Raw genomic sequence first — 19,804 nt, 5'->3', positions numbered from 1 at the left:
CCCGCACCCAGCCGGACACCCTGTCTAGTGCGTGGGCAGTTGATAGCGATCGATAGTTGGACGATGAATAATCAATGCTGAACAATGGATCCCGGGGATGGGGATAACGAACCGGGGGGTGCGTAGTGCCACGCGGAGAGCGTCCTTTGGACGTCGGCGACACGCCGCTGCTGAGATTTGCCGCCGACCTGCGAAAACTGCGTGAGGCGGCGGGAAATCCGGTCTATCGGGAGCTGAGCCGGCGCTCGCACTACTCGGCGCCGGCATTGTCGGAGGCGGCCGGCGGGCGCAAGCTGCCGACACTGGCCGTGACGCTGGCCTATGTGGCCGCGTGCGACGGCGACACCGAGGTGTGGAAGCAGCGCTGGCGCGAGGTGGCCGCCGACAAGGAGGCGCCGGACGAGCCGGCGACCGAGTCGGACGCGCCGTACCTGGGGTTGTCGCCGTTCCGCATCGGCGACGCCGATCGTTTCCACGGCCGCGACGCCCTGCTGGCCGAGCTGCGTGAACAGGTTGCCGCACGGCGGTTCGTCGGCGTGTTCGGGGCCTCGGGCTCCGGCAAGTCCTCCCTGCTGCACGCCGGTCTGGCCGCCGTCGCACGCGACGAGGGCGTCGCCGGCGACGGCCCGCAACCGATCCTGCTGCTGTCCCCCGGCCCGCATCCCCTTGAGGAGTGCGCCGTTCGGATGGCCAAGCTGACCGGCGAGTCGGCGGTGGTCCTCAAGGCCGAGTTCGTCGACGATCCCGCCCATCTGCACATGCGGATCCGGCAGGCGTTCGCCGGGCCCGTCGACCTGCTCCTGGTTGTCGACCAGTTCGAGGAGGTCTTCACCCTGTGCACCGATCCGGTGGAGCGCACCGCGTTCATCCGGGCGCTGGTGGCCGCCGCCACCGCCGAGCCGAGCCGTGTGCGGGTCGTCCTCGGCGTCCGGGCCGACTTCCTCGGCCCCTGCGGCGATCATCCCGAGCTACGGGAGGCGTTGCGCGGCGGGCAGGTGCTGGTCGGTCCGATGAGCGCGGACGAATTGCGTGAAGCCATCATGAAACCGGCCGCCACGGCCGGCTGCTCGGTGGAAACCGCCCTGGTGGTCCGGTTGGTGGCCGACGCCAGCAATCAGCCCGGCGCCCTGCCGCTCGTTTCGCACGCCCTGCGGGAAACCTGGCGGCGGCGCCGGGGAATTGCCGTCACCCTGTCCGCCTACACCGCCACCGGCGGAATCCACCACGCCATCGCCCGCACCGCCGAGACCGTCTACGACGGCTTCGATCCGAAGCAGCGCGACGTCGTCAAGCAGATCCTGTTGCGTCTCACGGCGTTGGGCGAGACCACGGAGGACACCAAGCGCCGGATCACGCTGGACGAGCTCGACGACGAGCCGGCCGTCCGCGCCGTGCTGGACGAGCTGGTGCGGGCCCGGCTGGTGACGATGGACCAGGGCACCATCGAGATCACCCACGAGGCCCTGATCAAGCACTGGCCGCGGCTGCGATCCTGGCTGGCCGCCGACCGCGACTCGCTGCGGGCCCACCGGCAGGTCGCCGACGACGCCGCGGTGTGGGAGTCGCTGCGGCGCGACCCGGACGCCCTCTACCGCGGCATCCGCCTGGCCCAGGCGCGCGAGCTCGCCGATTCCGCTTTGACCACAAGGGAACGGGACTTCCTGGCGGCCAGCCTGGCCGCCGAGTCGGCGCAGCAGGTCGCCGTGCGCCGAAGAATCAGGCTCCAGCGCGTGTTGCTGGTCGTGCTGGCCGTGCTGCTGGTGATCACCACCATCTCCACCGTGACGGCGATGAACGCCAACCAGGAGATCGCCGCGCAACGGGATGTCGTGCTGGCGCAACAGGTTGCCGACGAGGCCGTCACTTTGCGCACCGATCATGCGGCGCTGGCCGCCCAGCTCGCCCTCGTGGCGTACCGGATGAGCCCCACCCGCCACAACCGGGACGCGCTGATCAGCGCCGTCGCCATTCCGCTGCGCGGCCACCAGCAGGACGTCGCCGCCATCGCTTTCGGCCCGGGCGGCAAGCTTCTGGCCACGGCCGGCTTCGACCGCCATGCGCTGCTGTGGGATCTGTCCGATGTGGACCATCCCAAACAGCTGGCCAGCATCGAGGCCAGCAAGGACACCATCGACGCCATCGCCGTCAGCCCCGACGGCCGGCTGCTGGCCACCGGCGGCCGGGACCGCGTGGTCCGCCTGTGGGACCTGTCCAACGTCACCGGTCCGATGAAGCTGGCCGAGCTCACCGGCCACACCGACAACGTCTTCTCCCTGGCCTTCTCCCCCGACGGAAAGCTGCTGGCCTCCGGCAGCTACGACAACACGGCCAAGCTGTGGGACGTCGCCGCCCGGTCCGAGCTGCGCACCGTCACCGGCCACACCGACAACGTCAAGCCCGTCGCCTTCAGCCCGGACGGCCGCCTCCTGGCCACCGGCAGCGACGACATGACCATCCGCCTGTCTGACGTCGGCGATGCCGGGCCGGCCACCGTACTCCGGGATCACACCGACCTCGTCGACGCCGTTGCCTTCTCCCCCGACGGCCGCTTGTTGGCGTCCGGCAGCGACGACCAGACCGCCCGGCTGTGGGATCTTTCCGCCCCGGGTAAGAAGCCCCTTGTCCTCAGTGGACACACCGACGTCGTCTCATCGGTCGGGTTCAGCCCGAACGGGCGGCTGCTGGCCACCGGCAGCTACGACCACACGGTCCGGCTCTGGGACGTCAGCAATCCCGGTCATACCGTCGAATCCGCCCTTCTCACCGGCCACACCGGCGCGGTCGAGGCCGCGGTCTTCTCCCCCGACGGGCACACCCTCGTCACGGCCAGCGACGACCACACGGCCCAGCTGTGGGAGACCGACCCAGCGCGGGCCCAGGTCCGGGCCTGCCAGATCGCGCAGCCGACGATCACCCGTGAGGAGTGGGCGAAGTACCTGCCGGGAGTGTCCTACCAACCGCCCTGCTGACGGTCGCGGCGGTACCGGGCCGGGGTGGCGCCGACCTCGGCCCGGAATGCCCGCGAGAAGGCGGATTCGGACTGGTAGCCGACCTGGAGGGCGACCGACGCGACGGTGGCGTCGGTGGTGTCGAGCAGCTCGGCGGCGGCCATGATCCGGGCCCGCGCCAGGAAAACACCGACAGTCATGCCGGTCTCCTGCCCGAAATGGCGGAGGAACGTGGCCCGGGACATGGTGGCGGCCTGGCTGAGGCGGGCGATGGACCAGTCGGCGGCCGGGTCGTCCAAGATCGCCGAGATGGCGGCGGCAACGCGCGGATCGGCGACGGCGGTCCACAACGCGGGCGTGGCGGTCGAGCGCAAAACCATGGCCAGCAAGGCGGTGGACAGGGCCGACAGGACGGCGGCGGTGCCGGTTCCCTCGTGCTGCGCCTCTCCGCGCATCAACGCGCTCAACATCGAAAGCTCGGCGGCGGACTGTCCAAAAGAGACTTTCAGCGGCTCGGGCAGGCTGCGCGACAGGACGGCCCCGGCGCCCGGATCGAACGTGTAGTGCCCGCAGAACAGGTCGATGACCGCCGCACCGCCGCGTTTGCTGTGCGTCGTCACGAAAGCGTCGCCGGCGGTCTCGGTCGTGCCTCGCTGTCGGCCGCAACCGGGAGTGATCACCCGGTGCGGCGAGCCGCTGGGGATCAGCACGACGTCGCCGGCACGCAGATGCAGGATCTCAGGGCCGAGATGGAGTTCACACTCGCCGTCCAGCAGGACGTGGAACGGCGTCTCCAGCTCGCGGTAGGGGGCGACGTCCATGCGGGTGGCGCCGCTCAACAGGCAACGCTTGTCGATGGCGGCCCTGACCCGCGCCATGCGGAGCAGGCGGCTGATCGGGTCCATAATGAGACTCTCGGGCAGAAATTCGGTTCGGACAGGTCTGTTTGTATCACACCGGACGGCCTAGCTTCGGCGGCATGGCTACTCCCCTCACCGCGGACGTGCTGGTCGTCGGCTTCGGCAAGGGCGGCAAGGCCGCCGCCCACGCGCTCACCGACGCCGGCCGCCGCGTGATCCTGGTCGAACGGTCCGAGAACATGTACGGCGGCACCTGCCCCAACGTCGGCTGCGTGCCGACGAAAATGCTGGTGCACTACTCGAACTCGCGGCGGTTGGAGGACGACGCGCAGGAGTTCTTCGCCAACTCCGTCGCCGGCGTCCGCAAGCTGACCACCGCCTTCCGCGCCGGCAACTTCGAGTCGCTGGACGGCAAGGACACCGCGACCGTGATCACCGGCGCCGCGACCTTCCTCGACCCGCACACCATCGCTGTCGGCGAGGGCGACGACCGGATCACCGTGACCGCGCCGACAATCCTGATCAACACCGGCTCCGAGCCCGTCCTGCCGGCGATCCCGGGCCTGGCCGACAGCCCGCTCCTGGTCAGCAGCACCGAACTCACCCGCGCCACCGACCTCCCCCGGAGCCTGGTGATCATCGGCGGCGGCTACCTCGGCCTGGAGTTCGCCTCCATCTACCGGCACTTCGGCGCCGACGTCACGGTGATCGAGGCGGCCGACCAGCTACTGCCCCGCGAGGACGCCGACATCGCCTCCGTGGTCACGGAAATCCTGGCCGGTGACGGCATCCAGGTCGTCACCGGCGCTCAGGTCGTCGAGATCGCCGACAACAAGGTTGTGTACACAAAAGACCAAACGACCCACACCATCGAGGCCGCCGCCGTTCTCCCGGCCACCGGCCGCCGCGCCGTCACCGCCGGCCTCGGGCTCGACGCCGCCGGCGTCCGTACCGCGCCCAACGGCTCCATCGTGGTCGACGAGCACCTGCGCACCAGCCAGCCCCACATCTTCGCCCTCGGCGACGTCAACGACGGCCCTCAGTTCACCTACATCTCCCTCGACGACGCCCGCATCGTGCTCGACCAACTCCTCGGCGAAGGCAAGCGCGCCACCACCGACCGCGTCGCCGTGCCCCACACCCTTTTCACCACGCCGCCGCTGGCCACCGTCGGCCTGACCGAGCACGAGGCCCGCGCCCGCAACCTCGACATCACCGTCTCCCGGGAAATGGTCGCCGACATCATCGCCATGCCCCGCGCCTACACCGTCGAGGAAACCCGCGGCGTCATGAAGTTCGTCGTCGACGCCAACACCGACCTCGTCCTCGGCGCCGCCCTGCTCAGCATCGACGCCCAGGAGATCGTCAACACCGTCGCCCTCGCCATGCGGCACGACATCACCGCCACCGAGCTCCGCGACTCGATCTACACCCACCCCAGCTCCACCGAGGCCCTCAACGAGGTCTTCGACAAGGTCGTCCGGTAGCGGTTCACTCGGCGCAGGGCGGGTCGTAGGGCAGGGTCGGCAGGTAGCGGCGCCACTGGTCGGGGGTCGGGGTGTCGGTGGTGGCGCAGATGCGGGTGACGGCGTGCCCGTCGTCCAGGTCCAGCAGCTGCACGGCGTTGGCGTCGTCGGTGATGGCCAGCAGGGAGCCGTCGGGGCTGTAGGTGAGGCCGGCGCCGCGGCTGGTGAGGGCGGGCATGGGGGCGCCGAGGGCGGTGGGGTGGGTGGGATCGGTGACGTTCCACAGCCGGATGGTCTTGTCGATGCTGCCGCTGGCCAGCACCCGCCCGTCGGGACTGAAGGCGACGGTGGAGACGGACTGGGTATGTCCCTGCATGGCAACGGAAACGCCGGGATGGGAGACGTCCCACAGGCGTACGGCCTGGTCGGCCCCGGCCGAGGCGAGCATGCGGCCGGCGGGGTTGAAGGCGATGGTGACGACGTTGCTGGAGTGCCCGACCAGCCGCCCGGCCGGCCGTGGGGCGGAGCGGTTGGTGACGTCCCAGAGCCGGATGCTGTGGTCGGCGTCGACGGTGGCGAGCATCCGCCCGTCGGGGCTGAAGGCGATGGCGTTGCCGCCGATGTCACCGGTGACCCGGCCGACGGCGACGGGAAATCGAGGATCGGTCACATCCCACAGCTGCACGACGTGCTCGTCCTCGGGCACGGCCAGCACCCGCCCGTCGGGACTGAAGGCGAAGGCGGCGCGGTAGGGCGTCTTGACGGTGAGCCCGTCGCCCAGTTGCACGGGATGTGACGGCGTGGAGATGTCCCACAGCCGGAGGACCTTGGCCTGGCTCAACACCGCCAGCACCTTCCCGTCGTGGCTGATCTCGATGTCGGTGCAGCTGGCGCTGCATGAGGCGACCTGTCCGGCGGGCGGCGGGATCTCGGCGGCGAGCGTGGTGCCCGTCCACAGCCGCACGTAACCGTCGAGACCGCCGGTGGCCAGAAGCCCGCCGTCGGCCCGGAAAGCGACCGCGTCGACGGTGGTTCGGTGCCCCAGCAACACCTTGCCGGGCAGGGACCAGAGCCGGACTATGCCGTCGGAACTGCCGGTGACGAGCCGGCTGTCGTCGGGGGCGAAGGCGACGGTGTAGACGTCGCCGCCGGCGGTGGCCCGGGCCAGCAGCGCGGGATGGGCGGGTTCGGACATGTTCCACAGCCCGGCGGTGCCGTCGGCGCTGCCGGTGGCGAGCATGCTGCCGTCATGGCTGAACGCCACCGACCACACGCCCGAGGTGTGCCCGGTCAGGGGCGCGCCGACGAGCGCCCCGGTGGCGACGTCCCAGATCCGCACGGTGCCGTCCTGGCTGCCGGACACGACGAACCTGTTGTCCGGACTGAACGTCACGGAGTGCACGAGCAGATTGTGGCCGGTCAGCGGCTCGCGCAGGGCAACCGGATGCTCCAGCTCCGAGATGTCCCACAGGCGCACGGTCTTGTCGTCGCCGCCGGAGGCGAGCAGCCGCCCGTCGCCGCTGAACGCGACCGACCGCACGGCGCCGGTGTGGCCGCGGAGCACGCCGACCGGCCGGGGATGCGCGGGGTCCGCGACGCTCCACAAGCCGATGGTCCGGTCGTTGTTCGCGGTCGCCAGCAGCCGGCCGTCGGGGCTGAAGGCCAGCAGATACACGCTGCTGCCAACGGAAATCGGCGGCCCGAACCGCACGGGCCGCCGAGGGTCCGCCGTGCTCCACAGCTGCACGGTCCCCGCCTTGCCGGCGGCAGCAAGCACATTCCCGGTGGGACTGAACACGGCGGCGCTGAGCCAACCGTGCTGATCACCGGGCAACGATCCCAGCGCGGTCTTGGACCGCGGATCCCACAGCCGCACGGTGTCGTCGTCGGCCGCGGAAGCCAGCACAGCGCCGTCGTGGCTGAACGACGTGAGGTAGACGTTGCCGGTGTGCGTGCCGAGGGTCGCCGCCAGGGTGGCGGTCTGGGTGCTGAGCAGGCGCGTCCGCACCGCGTCGTCGCCGGGACGCATCTGCCCCGCCACCAACGCCAGCTGCGCCGACATCGCCGGATCCCGGTCCCGCAGCCAGTCCGACTCGGCCAGAACCTGTTGGAACAGCGCGTCATCACGCTGCTTCAGGGCCGTGGTGCGCTCGTTGCGGGCCACCACCGCAGCGGCGGCGGCGACCACCGCGCACACCACGGCCGTGGCCATGAGCAGCCGTAGCCGCCGGCTCCGCCGCCGCGCCACGGTGAGCTCGGCGTGCCGGCCGCGCTCGCTGGCGTCCAGGAACTGCCGTTCACGCAGGGACGGCGAGGCCGTGGCCCGCCACACCAGCGCCTGCTTCAGCCGAACCCCGCGATACAGCGCCGACGGATCGCGGTCCATCGCCTCCCACGCCGCCGTGGCCTCGGTCAACGTCCGGTGGATCCGCAGGCCGTCGCGGTCCTCGGACAGCCAGCGCCGTAACCGCGGCCAGCTGCGGATCAGCGCCTCGTGGGTGATCTCCACCGACTCCCGGTCGGCGACGAGCAGGCGCGCGTCGACCAGCCGGGTGATCACGTCGTTGGCGCCGAGATCCAGCTCCGACCGGGGCACCCGCCGCCGGGTGTCCTCGGTGCCCTCGCCCAGCACGCACAGCCGCACGAACAGGTCCTGGGCGATCTTCTGCTGCGCCTCGGTGAAGCCGTCGAACACGCTGTCGGCCGTGCGCGCCAGGGCATGCGCGATGCCGCCGGCGTTCTGGTAGCCGGCGAGGGTGAGCTTCGCGCCGGCCCGCCGCCGCCACGTCTCCAGCAGGGCGTGCGACAGCAGCGGCAGGATGCCGGGCCGGCCCGTCGCCTCCGACATCAGGGTGGCCAGCAGGGCACCTTCGACGCTGCACTGCGCCCGAGCCGCCGGCGCGACGATCGCGCGGCGCAGTTCGTCCGTGGTCATCGGGCCCACGGTGACCTGGGCGTCCTGCATGGCCGCGACCAGGCCCTCGTGCTGCGCGCAGTGCGGGTAGAAGTCCGCCCGGACGCCGATCACCACGCGGTACGGGGCGTCGAGCAGGGCCGCGATGAACCGCTCGCGCTCGGCTTCGTCGGCACAGAGCGTGAACAGCTCCTCGAACTGGTCGACAACAACTGTTTCCGCGTCGACGCCGGCCAGCGCCGCCATGGGGTTCGGGCCGGGCGTGAGCAGGGCAGTGTCGCCGGCCAGGGCCGGGATCAGGCCGGCCCGCAGCGCCGAGGACTTGCCCGAGCCGGACGGCCCGAACACCGCCGTGAACCGCTGCCGGCCCACCCGCGCCACCAGGTCGGCCACGAGCTGCTCACGGCCGAGGTACCGATCGGCGTCGGCTATCTCGTAGCTGGCCAGTCCGACGTACGGCGCACCCGTGTCGGCGGCGTCCGGCGTAGCCGGTTGGGCCTCCACCTCGGCCCGGACAGCGTGCCACCGCTGCTCCCATTCCTCGACGTCCCCGCCGCAGCAGCGCACGAACGCGAGCGTCACGGCGAGGCTGGGAAGGCGCTTTCCGCCGGCCGCGTCGGACAACGTGGTGGACGAGAAATGGGCTTGCGCAGCCAGCGCCCGATAGGTCGGACGGCCGGCTTTCTCCCGAAGTCTGCGCAGGTCGAAGGCGAATTCCCCGAGCGCCGACCCGTCAAGGTCGAGCGGTCGCTCTGCACGCGGCATGTGGCCCCCAGGCCGGCTTCGACGATTGTCCGGTTCTTGATGTCCGGCGCTCATTCTCCGGCGTCGGACAACCACCGCACGCTACATATCCGTGCTGTCGAGGGGAACCGGGGAACAGCAAGGGGGACGAAAGTGCACCGAAGGATCGGCATCGTTGCCGCGGCAATCATCGCCTTGGGAACCATCACCGCATTACCCGCCACCGCGGACACCAAAACCTGCGACTGGACCGTCACGAAGGTGGTCGCACCGGACGGCTACGACGCCGACGACGCCTGGATCACCGGCACCGACAGCCACGGCAACTACTCCGGCACGGTGGACTCGCCCACCTCCGACTCCGCCGTGCCGGTGCTCTGGACCGACGGGCGGCCGCGCATCGCCGACGAGCTGAGCGACTTCACGTACCCGCAGGTCGTGGACGAGAACTCGGCCGGAAGCGTGCTGGTGTCCGGCACCCAGCGCGGCACCGGCCGCCGGGGCGCCTTCCTGTTCACCGGCGGCCACTCCGGCCACGGCACGCTCACCTACCTGCCGTCGCCCGCCGGGTACGAGACCGACTACGCGACGGCCCTGAACGAACACGGCGACGTGCTGGCCAACGGCCACGCGGTGAAGGACAACCACGCCGTCACGCTGCTCTGGTCGACGCTGGCCGCCGGCCCGATCGTGATCGACACTCCGGCCGGCGAGGGCTCCGACCTCGACGACGACGGCACCGTGCTGCTCACCAACGGCCACGGCCAGGCGAGCCTGTGGCGGCATGGCCAGATCACCCCGATCGCCGCCGAGAGGTACACGATCTTCCACGGCATCCGCGACGGCAAGGTGGTCGGCGAGCAGACCGTCGCCTGGCCGGACGCGCAGTCGCTGCTGTGGACCGACCCCGCCACCTCCCGCCCGATCGACCACGGCGGCACCGCCCAGTCGATCAATGCCCACGGCCTGATCGCCGGCAACCGCGACACCTACGACGGCCCGGCGGCCGTGTGGTCGGACACCACCTACCTGGCCGACCTGCCACTGCCCGCGGGCACCAGCGCCGACGGTTCCTACCTGGTCGGCGACGACGGCACGATCTTCGGCCGCGTGTCCGGCTACGGCCCGCTCCGCTGGACCTGCACCGGCACCCACGCATGACCTTCACGAAAGGTTTCAGCATGTCCCTGTTCCGCCGCGCCAGAGCGGGGCTCCTGGCGTTCGCGATCGCCCTCGGCGGCGTCACGGCGGTCGCCGTGACGGCCAGCCCGGTCGCCAGCGCCGACGCCACCTGCTCGGCCAACGTCTCCGTCTACGGCACGCTGGCCGACGGCCGCCTGACCTACACGTCCATCGACCCGGACAACGGCAACATCCTGCACGTCGTCACCTCGGGCACGCCACTGTCGTTCACGCCCAGGGCGATGGCCACGCTGAACTCCAACACCGTGCTGATCACGTCCACCGCCGGCCGGCTGTACCGGATCGACGTGAAGACGTTCAACACCAGCCTCACCTACACGGAGTCCCTGCTGCAGAGCGGCTGGACCCACAACCTGCTGACCTACGACGGCCACGGCCACATCTACGGCACGACGTCCGGCGGGCAGCTGCTCCAGTACCTGATGTCGGCCCAGGACGGCAAGCCGGGCGAGCTGCAGATCGGGCAGCGCGTCGAGATCGGCAGCGGCGGCTTCTCCCTCAAGACGCTGGCCGCGGCGGCCGACGACCGGCTCATCGCCACCGCCTCGGACGGCCAGCTGATCAGCTACGGCGTCAACGCGTCCGGCGGCTACACCCGGGCCCAGCTCGACGACGCCGGCTGGCAGAGCTTCACCAACCTGGTCTCGCCCGGCGGCGGCCTGTACTACGGCAAGAACCCCGACGGCGCCATGTACTGGTACGAGGACGGCGACCCGGCCGACGGCCGCGGCGGCGACATCGCGTACCACCTGGACGACCCGGTGGCCTCCCGTGGCTGGACCCAGACCCTGCTCTCGGCCGACCCGACAACATGTGTTGTCAAGCCGACGGCCAACCCGCTGCGCGGCAAGATCGCCGCGGCGGCCACCGGCGAGGTCGGCACCCTGGAGAAGGACTGCGACAAGTACAACACCGCCTGCAACGCCGGCGAGCTCGACTGGTGCGCCATGTTCGCCACCTGGACGTGGGCCACGGCCGGTGTCTCCGGCGTGCCGCGCAACGACTTCGTGGCCCGCGGCCTCGGCCAGTGGGGCGTGGACCACAACCTGTTCAAGCCCCGCTCGGGCAGCGCGCACGGCAGCCCGAAGCCCGGCGACTGGGTGATCTACGGCGTGCCGGACGGCCATGTCGGCGGCCACGTCGACGTCGTCACCTCGGTGCACCCGGACGGGACGCTGACCGTGGTCGGCGGCAACGTCAGCCACAAGGTCACCCGGCGCGTGATCGACCCCGACACGGCCAGGTCCGGCGCGAACAACGACCAGCCGATCTCCGGCTACGTCTCGCCGCCCGGCGCCTGACCCATCCGTCTCCACGGCGCCGCGGCCGGCGCGGCCGCGGCGCCGTCCCACCCAGGAGTCCGCTTTGCGTTTAGCAGCAAGAACTTCCGCGGTCGTCGCCGCGCTGGCGATGATGACCGCCGGTACCGCCCAGGCCGCCACCGACTCCGACGACGCCGTGAAGGCCCGCGTCGCGCAGGTCGCCGCCTACACGACCGATCCGTGCAACGGCGCGCCCACGTCCGCCGACGCCGCGGCCGCCAGCAAGCTCAACGGCGTGCTCACCCAGGGCCTCAAGGGCGATATGACCGCCTACCGTGTGTCGTGCGCCCGCGCCGTCATCGACGCCGTGCAGAAGCGCGGGCTGGACGAGCGGGCCGCGGTCATCGCGATCACCACCACCATCGTCGAGTCGACCATCGAGAACATCAGCGAGAAGGTCGACCACTCCAGCCTCGGCCTGTTCCAGCAGCTCGACTCGTGGGGCACGGCGGCGCAGCGGCTCACCCCGTCCTGGGCCACCAACAAGTTCCTGGACGTGATGGAGGACTTCTACCCCAACGGCAGCTGGCGCACCGCCGACATCGGCGACGTCTGCCAGCGGGTGCAGCGCTCGGCCTTCCCCGACCGCTACGGCAAGCAGACCCTGGACGCTCAGCGCATCGTCGACGAGCTGAGCGGCCCCGGCGCGGTCACCGCCGGAATCTACGGCGCGCTGTCCGACGGCCGGCTCACGTACTCGACGATCAACTCCGCGACCGGCGACCGCACCAAGACCGTGGTCTCCTCGGCCAGCCTCGGTTTCGCGCCGAAGGCGTTGGCCACGCTGAACTTCAACACCCTGCTGGTCACCTCGCCGACCGCGCAGCTGTATCGGGTGGACATCATCACCAACAGCAACTCGCTGGCCTTCTCCGAGCCCACCCCGCTCGGCGGCGGCTGGACGCACGACATGCTGACCTACGACGGATACGGCCACCTGTACGGCATCGCCAACGGCACCCTGATGTCCTATGTGGTCTCCCGGCCCAAGCCGGCGGCCTCGCAGGTCGGGCAGCGGGTCGTGATCGGCGACGGCTTCACCATGCGCACCATCGCCGCCACCGGCGACGACTGGCTGATCGGCATCAGCACCGCCGGCGTGCTGCGCTCGTACCACATCGCGGCCGACAACTCCTGGACCGGCGTCACCCTGGCCGACCGCTGGAGCACCTTCGACCGGATCGTCTCGCCCGGCTACGGCCTGTACTACGCGCAGACCCGCGACGGGGCGCTGTACCGGTACTTCGACCACAATCCCTATGACCTCAACGGTTCCGATATCGAGGGGTTCGGAACCGACCCCGTCGACACGCAGGGATGGACTCAGATCCAGCTGTCGGCACAGCCGCTGGTCGGCTGACCGCGGCCGGGATCCCTGGCGGGGGGCCAGGGATCCCGGCCACCGGTGGTAGCGTGGCGTCCAGGGGGGATCATGATCTGGACGCCGCTGACTGCCGCCGGTTTTGCGCTGTGCCTGGTTTCCGGTTGCGGCACACCGCAACCGCCGCCGCCGGGGCACGCCGCGAGCAAGGTCACCGTGGTCCGCGGCGACGTGACCTATCCCGTGACGGCCGAGATCGTCCACTGGGAGGTCAAGAAGCATCCGCAGACGCCGCAGCGGGGTGTGGCGGTGTACTTCGACTACAGGTTCACCGGGGCGCAGCCGACCCGGATCGAGGTTCAGGTGTGTGCGGTGGACGAGCACCGGGTCGTGCTGCTGTGTGGGAACATCGGGCTCCCCACGCCCGGCACGATCGAGCCGCCGTTCGGCGACGACTGGCTCGGCCCGGACGAGGCCGACGGCCGGATGGGCCTCCAGCGCACGTCCGAGGTGCTGGTGGTGCCGGACCAGATGTACGCCGGGCCGCACGCCGGCGACCCCAAGGACGGCGACGGCTACGTGCCGCCGAAGCTGCTGGGGCCGGGCGATCAGCTGTAGTGCTTGATGATCAGCCGGGCCAGTTCTTCCGGCTGGTCCTCGGAAACGAAGGTGTACGAGTCGGCGACGTCGACCAGTTCGGCGTCGGGCAGCGTGGCCGCGAGGCGGTCGAACAGCGAGGCGCGGAAGATCCGGTCGTCGGCGGCGCGGACCAGCAGCACCGGCTTCGTGAATCCCTTGAGCACCTCGGCCGCGGCCAGCGTGTGACGGTTGTCGACTCCGACCAGGAATCGTTTGAGGTCACGGCGAACGGCCGCGCTGTCGCGGGTCGGCCGCGTGTAGGAGGCCATGATCTCGGCCGGGATGCCGCGTTTGGCCAGCCAGCCGAAGGTGGTGGGTTGGCGCTGCACGGCAGGAAGCTGGAGCAGGCGGCTGAGCAGCCAGGACACGCCGGGCTTGCGGATCATCCTCGGCAGCGCGTCGAAGGGCTTGGGGAAGAACTCCTCGAAGGCGTCGCAGGGCGTCAACACGACCCGGCTCAGCCTTTCCGGGTGGTTGGCCATGAGGATCTGGGTCAGCGCGCCGCCGGTGTCATTGGCGACAACGGTGACATCCTTCAGGTCCAGCGCCTCGATGAAGTCGGCGATCAGCCTGGCCACGCCCGGCGGCGTGAGGTCGGCGTCGGCCGCCATCGGCAGCTGGTGCGCGCCGAGCGGCAGAGTCGGCGCTATGCAACGGAATCCGGCTTCGGCGACCAGCGGCACGACCTTGCGCCAGAGATTGGCGTTGACCAGCAGGCCGTGCACGAACACCACGGGCGGGCCGGAGCCCTGCTCGGTGTAGGCGATCTTGCCGGCGGGCAGGGTCACGGTGTCGAACATGTGGACCTCCTCGGTGGCTCGTCGACGCAGGCCGCGAGCACGTCGAACGCCGCCTGCCGGCCGGCGTCGACGGCCTCGCGCAGGCGGCTCAGGCGCCGGTCGGTGCGGCCGATGCGGGCGCTGCCCAGCGGCGGGCGGATCTGCAGCGTCGCCGGGTGTCGAGCCAGCAGCCGTTCCTCCTCCGCCCTCAGCACGTGGCCGCGTAGGTACGGTGCGAGGGCACCCGGGGCCCGCCGGGCGAACCACCGGGACGCCACCAGCCTTTCGGCCAGCGGCGGCGGCCCCGACGTCTCGTCCTCGCGCATCGTCCGCAGCGCCACGATGTGCGTGGCGTGCTGGCTCAGCGCGGTCCGCACCGGCACCGATTCGCTGATACCGGCGTCCACGAACAGCTGTCCGCCCATCTCCACCGGTCCCCCGGCCAGGATCGGCATCGCCGTGGACGCCTTCAGCGCCAGTCGCACGCCAGCCTGGTCGTGGATCCGGTCGTGCAGGTCGACCGGCTCGCCGGTGCGGGCATCCGTGGCGATCGGGTGGAACCCCACCGGGTTGTCGAGGATTTCCCGGAAGCCCATCGGCATGATCTTCGTGTACACGGTGTTGACGAGGAAGTCCGTGTCCACCACCGGCCTGCCGCGCAGGGCGTTGCCCAGGTTGATCGTCGTGCGCATGATCAGCGGGTCCCACCAGGCGTGTTGTGTCTTCGCCGCCTGCCCGCACAGCAGCCAGGCCGCGTTCAGCGACCCGGCCGAGCTGCCGTACACCGCGTCGAAGGCCGCCAGCAGCCCCAGCTCCTCGATGGCGATCGTCATCCCGCTGGAGTAGGCGCCCCGGGAGCTGCCGCCTTCGATCAGCAGCACCAGCCGCGCGTCGTCGCGGCGCTGTCCGGGAAGACTCCCGTCACGCCTGCGGTCGCGGAGCAGCTGAAGAACGGTCACCAGCCCTTTATACCCCTTCCGCCCCGCTCCGGCCGGTTTCGTGACCGTCCTAACAACGTTCCGTATCATCGTTCCGTAACGGACGTCAGTCCAGGAAGGACTAACTTTCGGTAGTTCTTCCAACTACTTCACGTAGTCGAGACACTGACGATAAGTCGCCGTTGCAGGCGCTGGCGGTCGAGAACGAGGTGCTGCTCGCCGAGGCTGTGCACAGTGGACTGCGGCGCGAGGCGATGGCCGTCGACATCGTCCATGGTGGACACAGCGCGCTGAGCCAGTTGGCGGTCAACGGCTATGACGTGGCGGTGCTCGACCGCGAGCGGCCAAGCCGTTCGAGTTCCCCGAGCTGGTCGCGCGGATCCGGGCAATCGGGCGGCGCGACGCTGCCACCCGTGCCGGGTCAGTGTGACGCCGGCAGCCGGAGCGCGCAGATCTGGGTGGCCTGCACGACGAGGCGGTCCTTGCTGTCCCAGGCGTGCACGGCGTGGTCGATCTGGCCGCCGCCGACATCCGTTGCGGCGACCCGGATCCGGATCGGGCCGGGCGCGGGCAGGCGGCGGACGTAGGCGCTGAGCTGAACCGTGGGCGCCCAGCCGGGGGCGCCGAGGTCGTAGCCGATCGGGGGCATGGCGTCGACCGCGACCACGAGGCTCAGCGGATCCCAGTCCGTGCCGTCAGCGAGGCGCAACCAGCCGGTGATCACACCGCGGCCGGTGGGCTCGCCGTGCCGGAAGCCGCCCGAGACGGGGTCGAGGCGCTGCTCGATGACGTCCAGGAGATGAATGCGGAACGCGCCGCCGGGGGCCTCGGTGCTCGATCGCGGGCAGTCTGGCAGGGGCGGCAGGTCGACGGGAGCGGTGCCGGACCACCAGGGTTCGGCATCCTCCAGAACACCTTGCGTGACAAGGGCTTCGACGCGCGGCAGGCCGTCCTGCGTCAGCCTCGCCCGCAATTGGGTCGCGCCACGGCCGGCGCGCAGGAGCTCGGCGGTGATCACGGCCGGCCCCGGCTTCGGCGACTGCACGAACGAGCCGCTGATGGCCGTCAGGTGCGGATGCCCGGACAGCGCCGCCGCCGCGCGGCCGAGGACCGCGAGCAGATAGCCGCCGTTCGGCTTGTCCTCCAACGCCCATTGCGGGTCGAGGTCGACGTCGAACTCGCCCGCGGTCGCCCGCGGCACGACCGCCGTTGCCGCCGAGAAATTCGCCACGGGCGCGACCGTACCGGGTTTCGGCCCTGTTGACCGCTTTCCCGCCTCAAAAGGCAAGCGCCGCCGGCGACACACAGCGGTCACGGTCCCGGCCACCGAATGTTCGCCACCCGCTCACCGAGCCGGTGGATACTCGGCCGCGGCCCTGCGACCGAACGGTTGGGAGACGGCGATGAGCGATGTGACCCGGCGGGAGTTTCTGGCGGGCACGGCGGGGGCGGTAGCGCTGGCGGCGATGGGATCCACGGCGGCGGAGGCGGCGACCACGCTGCCCGCGCCCGAGCAGTCGGGGATCGACCACATCGTCGTGGTGATGATGGAGAACCGCTCGTTCGACCACTATCTGGGCTGGCTGCCGGGCGCCGACGGGCGTCAGGCCGGCCTGACCTTCACCGACAACAACGGCGTCGCCCACCAGACGCACCACCTGACCGTGCCGCACGGGTGCGGGTTCAGCGACCCCGACCACTCGTATGACGGCGGCCGCGTCGAGTTCAACAACGGCGCCTGCGACGGCTGGCTGCGGGCCGGCGACAACGACGAGCTCTCCATCGGCTACTTCGAGGCCGACGACCTGGGCTTCTACGGCAGCGCGGCCCGGGACTGGACGGTGTGCGATCGGTACTTCGCGGCGATGATGGCCCCGACCTTCCCGAACCGGTTCTTCCTGCACGCGGCGCAGACCGACCGCACGACAACATCCGTGAACAAGCTGGCCACCATGCCGGCCATCTGGGACCGCCTGGCCGATGCCGGCGTCAGCGGCCGCTACTACTTCAGCGACGTGCCCTACACCGCGCTGTGGGGCCTCAAGCACCTCGGGATCAGCCGCCTCATCGGGGAGTTCTACGCCGACGCCGCGGCCGGCCGGCTGCCCGCGGTGTCCTTCGTCGAGCCCGGCTTCCTCGGCGAGGCCATCGCCGGCCTGGCCCAGGACGAGCACCCGCTCGCCGACATCCGCCTGGGCCAGCACTTCCTGGCCGGCGTCTACAACGCGGTGGTGTCCAGCCCGAACTGGCCGCGCACCGCGCTCGTCATCACGTACGACGAGTGGGGCGGCTTCTTCGACCACGTGCCGCCGCCCGTCGGCCCCGACCCGAACCCCGACCTCGGCGCCGGGCTGCGCGGTTTCCGCGTGCCCTGCGTGGTCATCTCGCCCCGCTCGCCGCGGTCCACCGTGGCGCACGGCCTCTACGACCACACCTCGATCCTCAAGATGATCGAGTGGCGCTTCGGGCTGCCCCCGCTGACCGTCCGCGACGCCGCCGCCAACAACCTGGCCGAGGTGCTCGACTTCGCCAACCCGCCCCAGCTCGCCGCGCCCCGCTACCACGTGCCGCTCCCGATCACGCTGGGCTGCCTGCTCAAGTCCGACGATCACCCCCACGCCGGCGAGGACTGGCCTGAACTGGCCGCCCGCGCCTTGGCGCTGGGCTTCCCGCACCAGAGCTGACACGGCCGATCCGCCGGCAGCGCCGCACGGGACCCGGCGCGCACCCGAGACTCGCGGGGTCCCCGATGCCGGCGAGTCCCGCTCTCCGGCAGGCATGAACTCAACACATGCTTGCCCGAGAGCGGGACTCGCGCGACGTCAGCGGGCTGGGCGGATGAGGCCGGATTCGTAGGCGGCGATCACCAGCTGGGCGCGGTCGCGGGCGCCGAGCTTGGTCAACAGGCGGCTGACGTGGGTTTTTGTGGTGGTGACGCCGACGTGCAGCCGCTGCGAGATCTCCGCGTTGGACAGGCCCCGGGCGACCAGCAGGAGGATCTCCCGCTCACGGGCGGTGATGCCGTCCAGGCTGGCCGGGGCGGTCTCGGGCACGCTGACGAAGGCGCGGATGAGCCGCTGGGTGACGCTCGGCGCGAGGAGGGCCTCGCCGGCGGCGACGACCCGGACGGCGGCGATCAGGTCGGCGGGCGGCGTGTCCTTGAGCACGAAGCCGCTGGCGCCGACACGAAGCGCCCCGTAGACGTATTCGTCGAGGTCATAGGTGGTGAGGACGAGCACTCTGGCCGCGGACGTCTCGGTGATGCGGCGGGTGGCCTCGATGCCGTCCATCTCCGGCATGCGGACGTCCATGAGCACGACGTCGGGGGCGAGCGCGGCCACGAGGTCGACAGCCTCGCGACCGTTGCCGGCCTCGCCGACGACGACCAGGTCCGAAGTGGTTTCCAGCAGCACCCGAAAGCTGCCCCGCACCAGCGTCTGATCGTCGACCACGAGTATCCGGGCGGTCATACGGCACCGCCGGTCGGCAACACGGCGTGGACCAGGAATCCGCCTTGCGGCCGGGCACCGGCGGTGAGAGTGCCGCCGAAGAGCGCGACCCGTTCACGCATGCCGAGCAGGCCGTGACCACAGGTGTTGTCGGTCTGTCCGGCGCCGTCGTCGCCGACCTCGATGGTCAGTGCGTCCGGGGCATAGTGCAGGGCCACGGTCACCCGGGCCGGTCCGGCATGTTTGATCACGTTGGTGATCGCCTCCTGCACGATGCGATACGCCGACAGCTCCAGTCCCGCCGGCAAGGGCCTGGCGTCCTCGGTCTCGACCGTCACGACAACACCTGTTTCCCGGGCCCGCCGGACCAGGGTGTCGAGGTCGCCGAGTCCCGGGGTCGCCCCGGTAGGAGCGGAGGCGTCGCCGTCGTCACGCAGCAGCGGGAGCATCTGTCGCAGCTCGGCCAGCCCGGCCCGGCTGGTCTCCTCGATCGACCCCAGCGCCCGCCGCGCCTCCTCGGGCCGGCTGTCCAGCACATATCCGGCGACACCGGCCTGGAGCGTGATCAGGCTCATGCCGTTGGCCACCACGTCGTGCAGTTCCCGGGCAATACGCAGGCGTTCGCGGGCAGTCGCCGCCTGGATCTCGTGCTCACGTTGCGCGGCAACGTAAATCCGATGCTCCCGAATGGCGATCCCCAACCCCCATGCCGTGATCACCATCGCCGCCGCGGTCACGGCCTGTCCGCCGAGCGGACCGAACACCCCGGCCAGCAGCACCGCCACCGCCACCAGCAGCGCGATCACCGCCGCACGGCGCGAAAGCCTCGTGGCAACCGTGTAGCCGGCCGCCGCGACCGCGACGAACGGGGCGGTGATGACCGGCAACAGCACCAGCGCCGCGCAGGCCGCCAGAACCACCCAGTACACGGCCGCAGGCCAGAGCCGCCGCACGGCAACAGGCGTTGTCGCCGCCAGTGTGATCACGAACCCGACCGGCTCCGGCAGGCCGAACAGCTCGATCCGCGGCGACGCCGGCACGACGAAAGCCGCCAGCGCCATGGCGAACACCGCATCGAGGGCCAGCCAGTGCTGACGGCGCAGCCGCCCGGCCAGCGGCACTCTGAGCTCAGACACAACCCGACCATATCGACAGAACGCGGAGGGCACGTCCTTCCCGAGGATGACCCACCCGAGCAGGACGACAAGGGCCATTCACCGA

Annotated in this window: 14 protein-coding genes and 1 pseudogene; 8 read left to right on the top strand and 7 right to left on the bottom strand. The window is 70.8% G+C overall.

Features of this window, described 5'->3' with window-relative positions:
* Positions 1-125: 125 nt before the first annotated feature.
* On the top strand, positions 126-2,969 hold the full coding sequence (locus tag AB0M73_RS08240; RefSeq protein WP_363888473.1) for a hypothetical protein: 2,844 nt from the start codon (positions 126-128) through the stop codon (positions 2,967-2,969).
* Here the strand turns inward: AB0M73_RS08240 and AB0M73_RS08235 are convergent.
* The gene (locus tag AB0M73_RS08235; RefSeq protein ID WP_363888470.1) at positions 2,951-3,853 is read right to left on the bottom strand and encodes an AraC family transcriptional regulator; all 903 of its coding nucleotides are present in this window, start codon (positions 3,851-3,853) and stop codon (positions 2,951-2,953) included. The two genes, AB0M73_RS08240 and AB0M73_RS08235, sit on opposite strands and share 19 nt — an antisense overlap.
* A 74-nt stretch (positions 3,854-3,927) precedes the next feature.
* Between AB0M73_RS08235 and AB0M73_RS08230 the strand changes: the two genes are divergently transcribed.
* Positions 3,928-5,295: an FAD-dependent oxidoreductase gene (locus tag AB0M73_RS08230; RefSeq protein ID WP_363888467.1), complete on the top strand. Its 1,368-nt coding sequence runs from the start codon at positions 3,928-3,930 to the stop codon at positions 5,293-5,295.
* 4 nt (positions 5,296-5,299) lie between these two features.
* On the opposite strand, the gene AB0M73_RS08225 is transcribed toward AB0M73_RS08230, so the two are convergent.
* On the bottom strand, positions 5,300-8,953 hold the full coding sequence (locus tag AB0M73_RS08225) for a hypothetical protein (protein WP_363888465.1): 3,654 nt from the start codon (positions 8,951-8,953) through the stop codon (positions 5,300-5,302).
* A gap of 132 nt (positions 8,954-9,085) precedes the next feature.
* Here AB0M73_RS08225 and AB0M73_RS08220 point away from each other — a divergent pair, with 132 nt between their 5' ends.
* The 4 genes from AB0M73_RS08220 to AB0M73_RS08205 all read left to right on the top strand — a co-directional run bounded on the left by AB0M73_RS08220 (position 9,086) and on the right by AB0M73_RS08205 (position 13,396).
* Positions 9,086-10,093: a hypothetical protein gene (locus AB0M73_RS08220; RefSeq protein ID WP_363888463.1), complete on the top strand. Its 1,008-nt coding sequence runs from the start codon at positions 9,086-9,088 to the stop codon at positions 10,091-10,093.
* A gap of 20 nt (positions 10,094-10,113) precedes the next feature.
* A complete protein-coding gene (locus AB0M73_RS08215; RefSeq protein WP_363888460.1) occupies positions 10,114-11,436 on the top strand; it encodes a CHAP domain-containing protein in 1,323 nt (440 codons plus the stop codon).
* Positions 11,437-11,500: 64 nt separating this feature from the next.
* Positions 11,501-12,817, top strand: coding sequence for a hypothetical protein (locus AB0M73_RS08210; protein ID WP_363888457.1), 1,317 nt, complete (start codon positions 11,501-11,503; stop codon positions 12,815-12,817).
* A 72-nt stretch (positions 12,818-12,889) separates the two neighbouring features.
* On the top strand, positions 12,890-13,396 hold the full coding sequence (locus AB0M73_RS08205) for a hypothetical protein (protein WP_363888454.1): 507 nt from the start codon (positions 12,890-12,892) through the stop codon (positions 13,394-13,396).
* On the opposite strand, the gene AB0M73_RS08200 is transcribed toward AB0M73_RS08205, so the two are convergent.
* The gene (locus tag AB0M73_RS08200) at positions 13,387-14,217 is read right to left on the bottom strand and encodes an alpha/beta fold hydrolase (protein WP_363888451.1); all 831 of its coding nucleotides are present in this window, start codon (positions 14,215-14,217) and stop codon (positions 13,387-13,389) included. The two genes, AB0M73_RS08205 and AB0M73_RS08200, sit on opposite strands and share 10 nt — an antisense overlap.
* The gene (locus tag AB0M73_RS08195; protein WP_363888447.1) at positions 14,202-15,155 is read right to left on the bottom strand and encodes a patatin-like phospholipase family protein; all 954 of its coding nucleotides are present in this window, start codon (positions 15,153-15,155) and stop codon (positions 14,202-14,204) included. Before AB0M73_RS08195 ends, AB0M73_RS08200 begins: the two co-directional genes overlap by 16 nt.
* A 161-nt stretch (positions 15,156-15,316) precedes the next feature.
* Here AB0M73_RS08195 and AB0M73_RS08190 point away from each other — a divergent pair.
* Positions 15,317-15,540: pseudogene (locus tag AB0M73_RS08190) on the top strand (response regulator transcription factor); the annotation flags it as partial.
* Between the two features lie 15 nt (positions 15,541-15,555).
* On the opposite strand, the gene AB0M73_RS08185 reads toward AB0M73_RS08190, so the two are convergent.
* Complete coding sequence (locus AB0M73_RS08185) at positions 15,556-16,365, bottom strand: thioesterase family protein (RefSeq protein ID WP_363888444.1); 810 nt, start codon at positions 16,363-16,365, stop codon at positions 15,556-15,558.
* A 172-nt stretch (positions 16,366-16,537) separates the two neighbouring features.
* On the opposite strand from AB0M73_RS08185, the gene AB0M73_RS08180 reads away from it, so the two are divergent.
* A complete protein-coding gene (locus tag AB0M73_RS08180) occupies positions 16,538-17,818 on the top strand; it encodes an alkaline phosphatase family protein (protein WP_363888441.1) in 1,281 nt (426 codons plus the stop codon).
* A gap of 138 nt (positions 17,819-17,956) precedes the next feature.
* Here the strand turns inward: AB0M73_RS08180 and AB0M73_RS08175 are convergent, their stop codons facing one another.
* Positions 17,957-18,604, bottom strand: coding sequence for a response regulator transcription factor (locus AB0M73_RS08175; protein ID WP_363888438.1), 648 nt, complete (start codon positions 18,602-18,604; stop codon positions 17,957-17,959).
* Positions 18,601-19,719 (bottom strand): sensor histidine kinase, encoded by a 1,119-nt coding sequence (locus tag AB0M73_RS08170; protein ID WP_363888435.1) that lies wholly within the window; start codon positions 19,717-19,719, stop codon positions 18,601-18,603. The genes AB0M73_RS08175 and AB0M73_RS08170 overlap by 4 nt, the downstream gene beginning before the upstream one ends.
* Positions 19,720-19,804: the final 85 nt, after the last annotated feature.

Origin of the sequence: Kutzneria sp. NPDC051319 (assembly GCF_040682195.1) — a bacterium.
Taxonomy (GTDB): domain Bacteria; phylum Actinomycetota; class Actinomycetes; order Mycobacteriales; family Pseudonocardiaceae; genus Kutzneria.
This window is presented reverse-complemented; position numbering and strand designations above follow the sequence as displayed.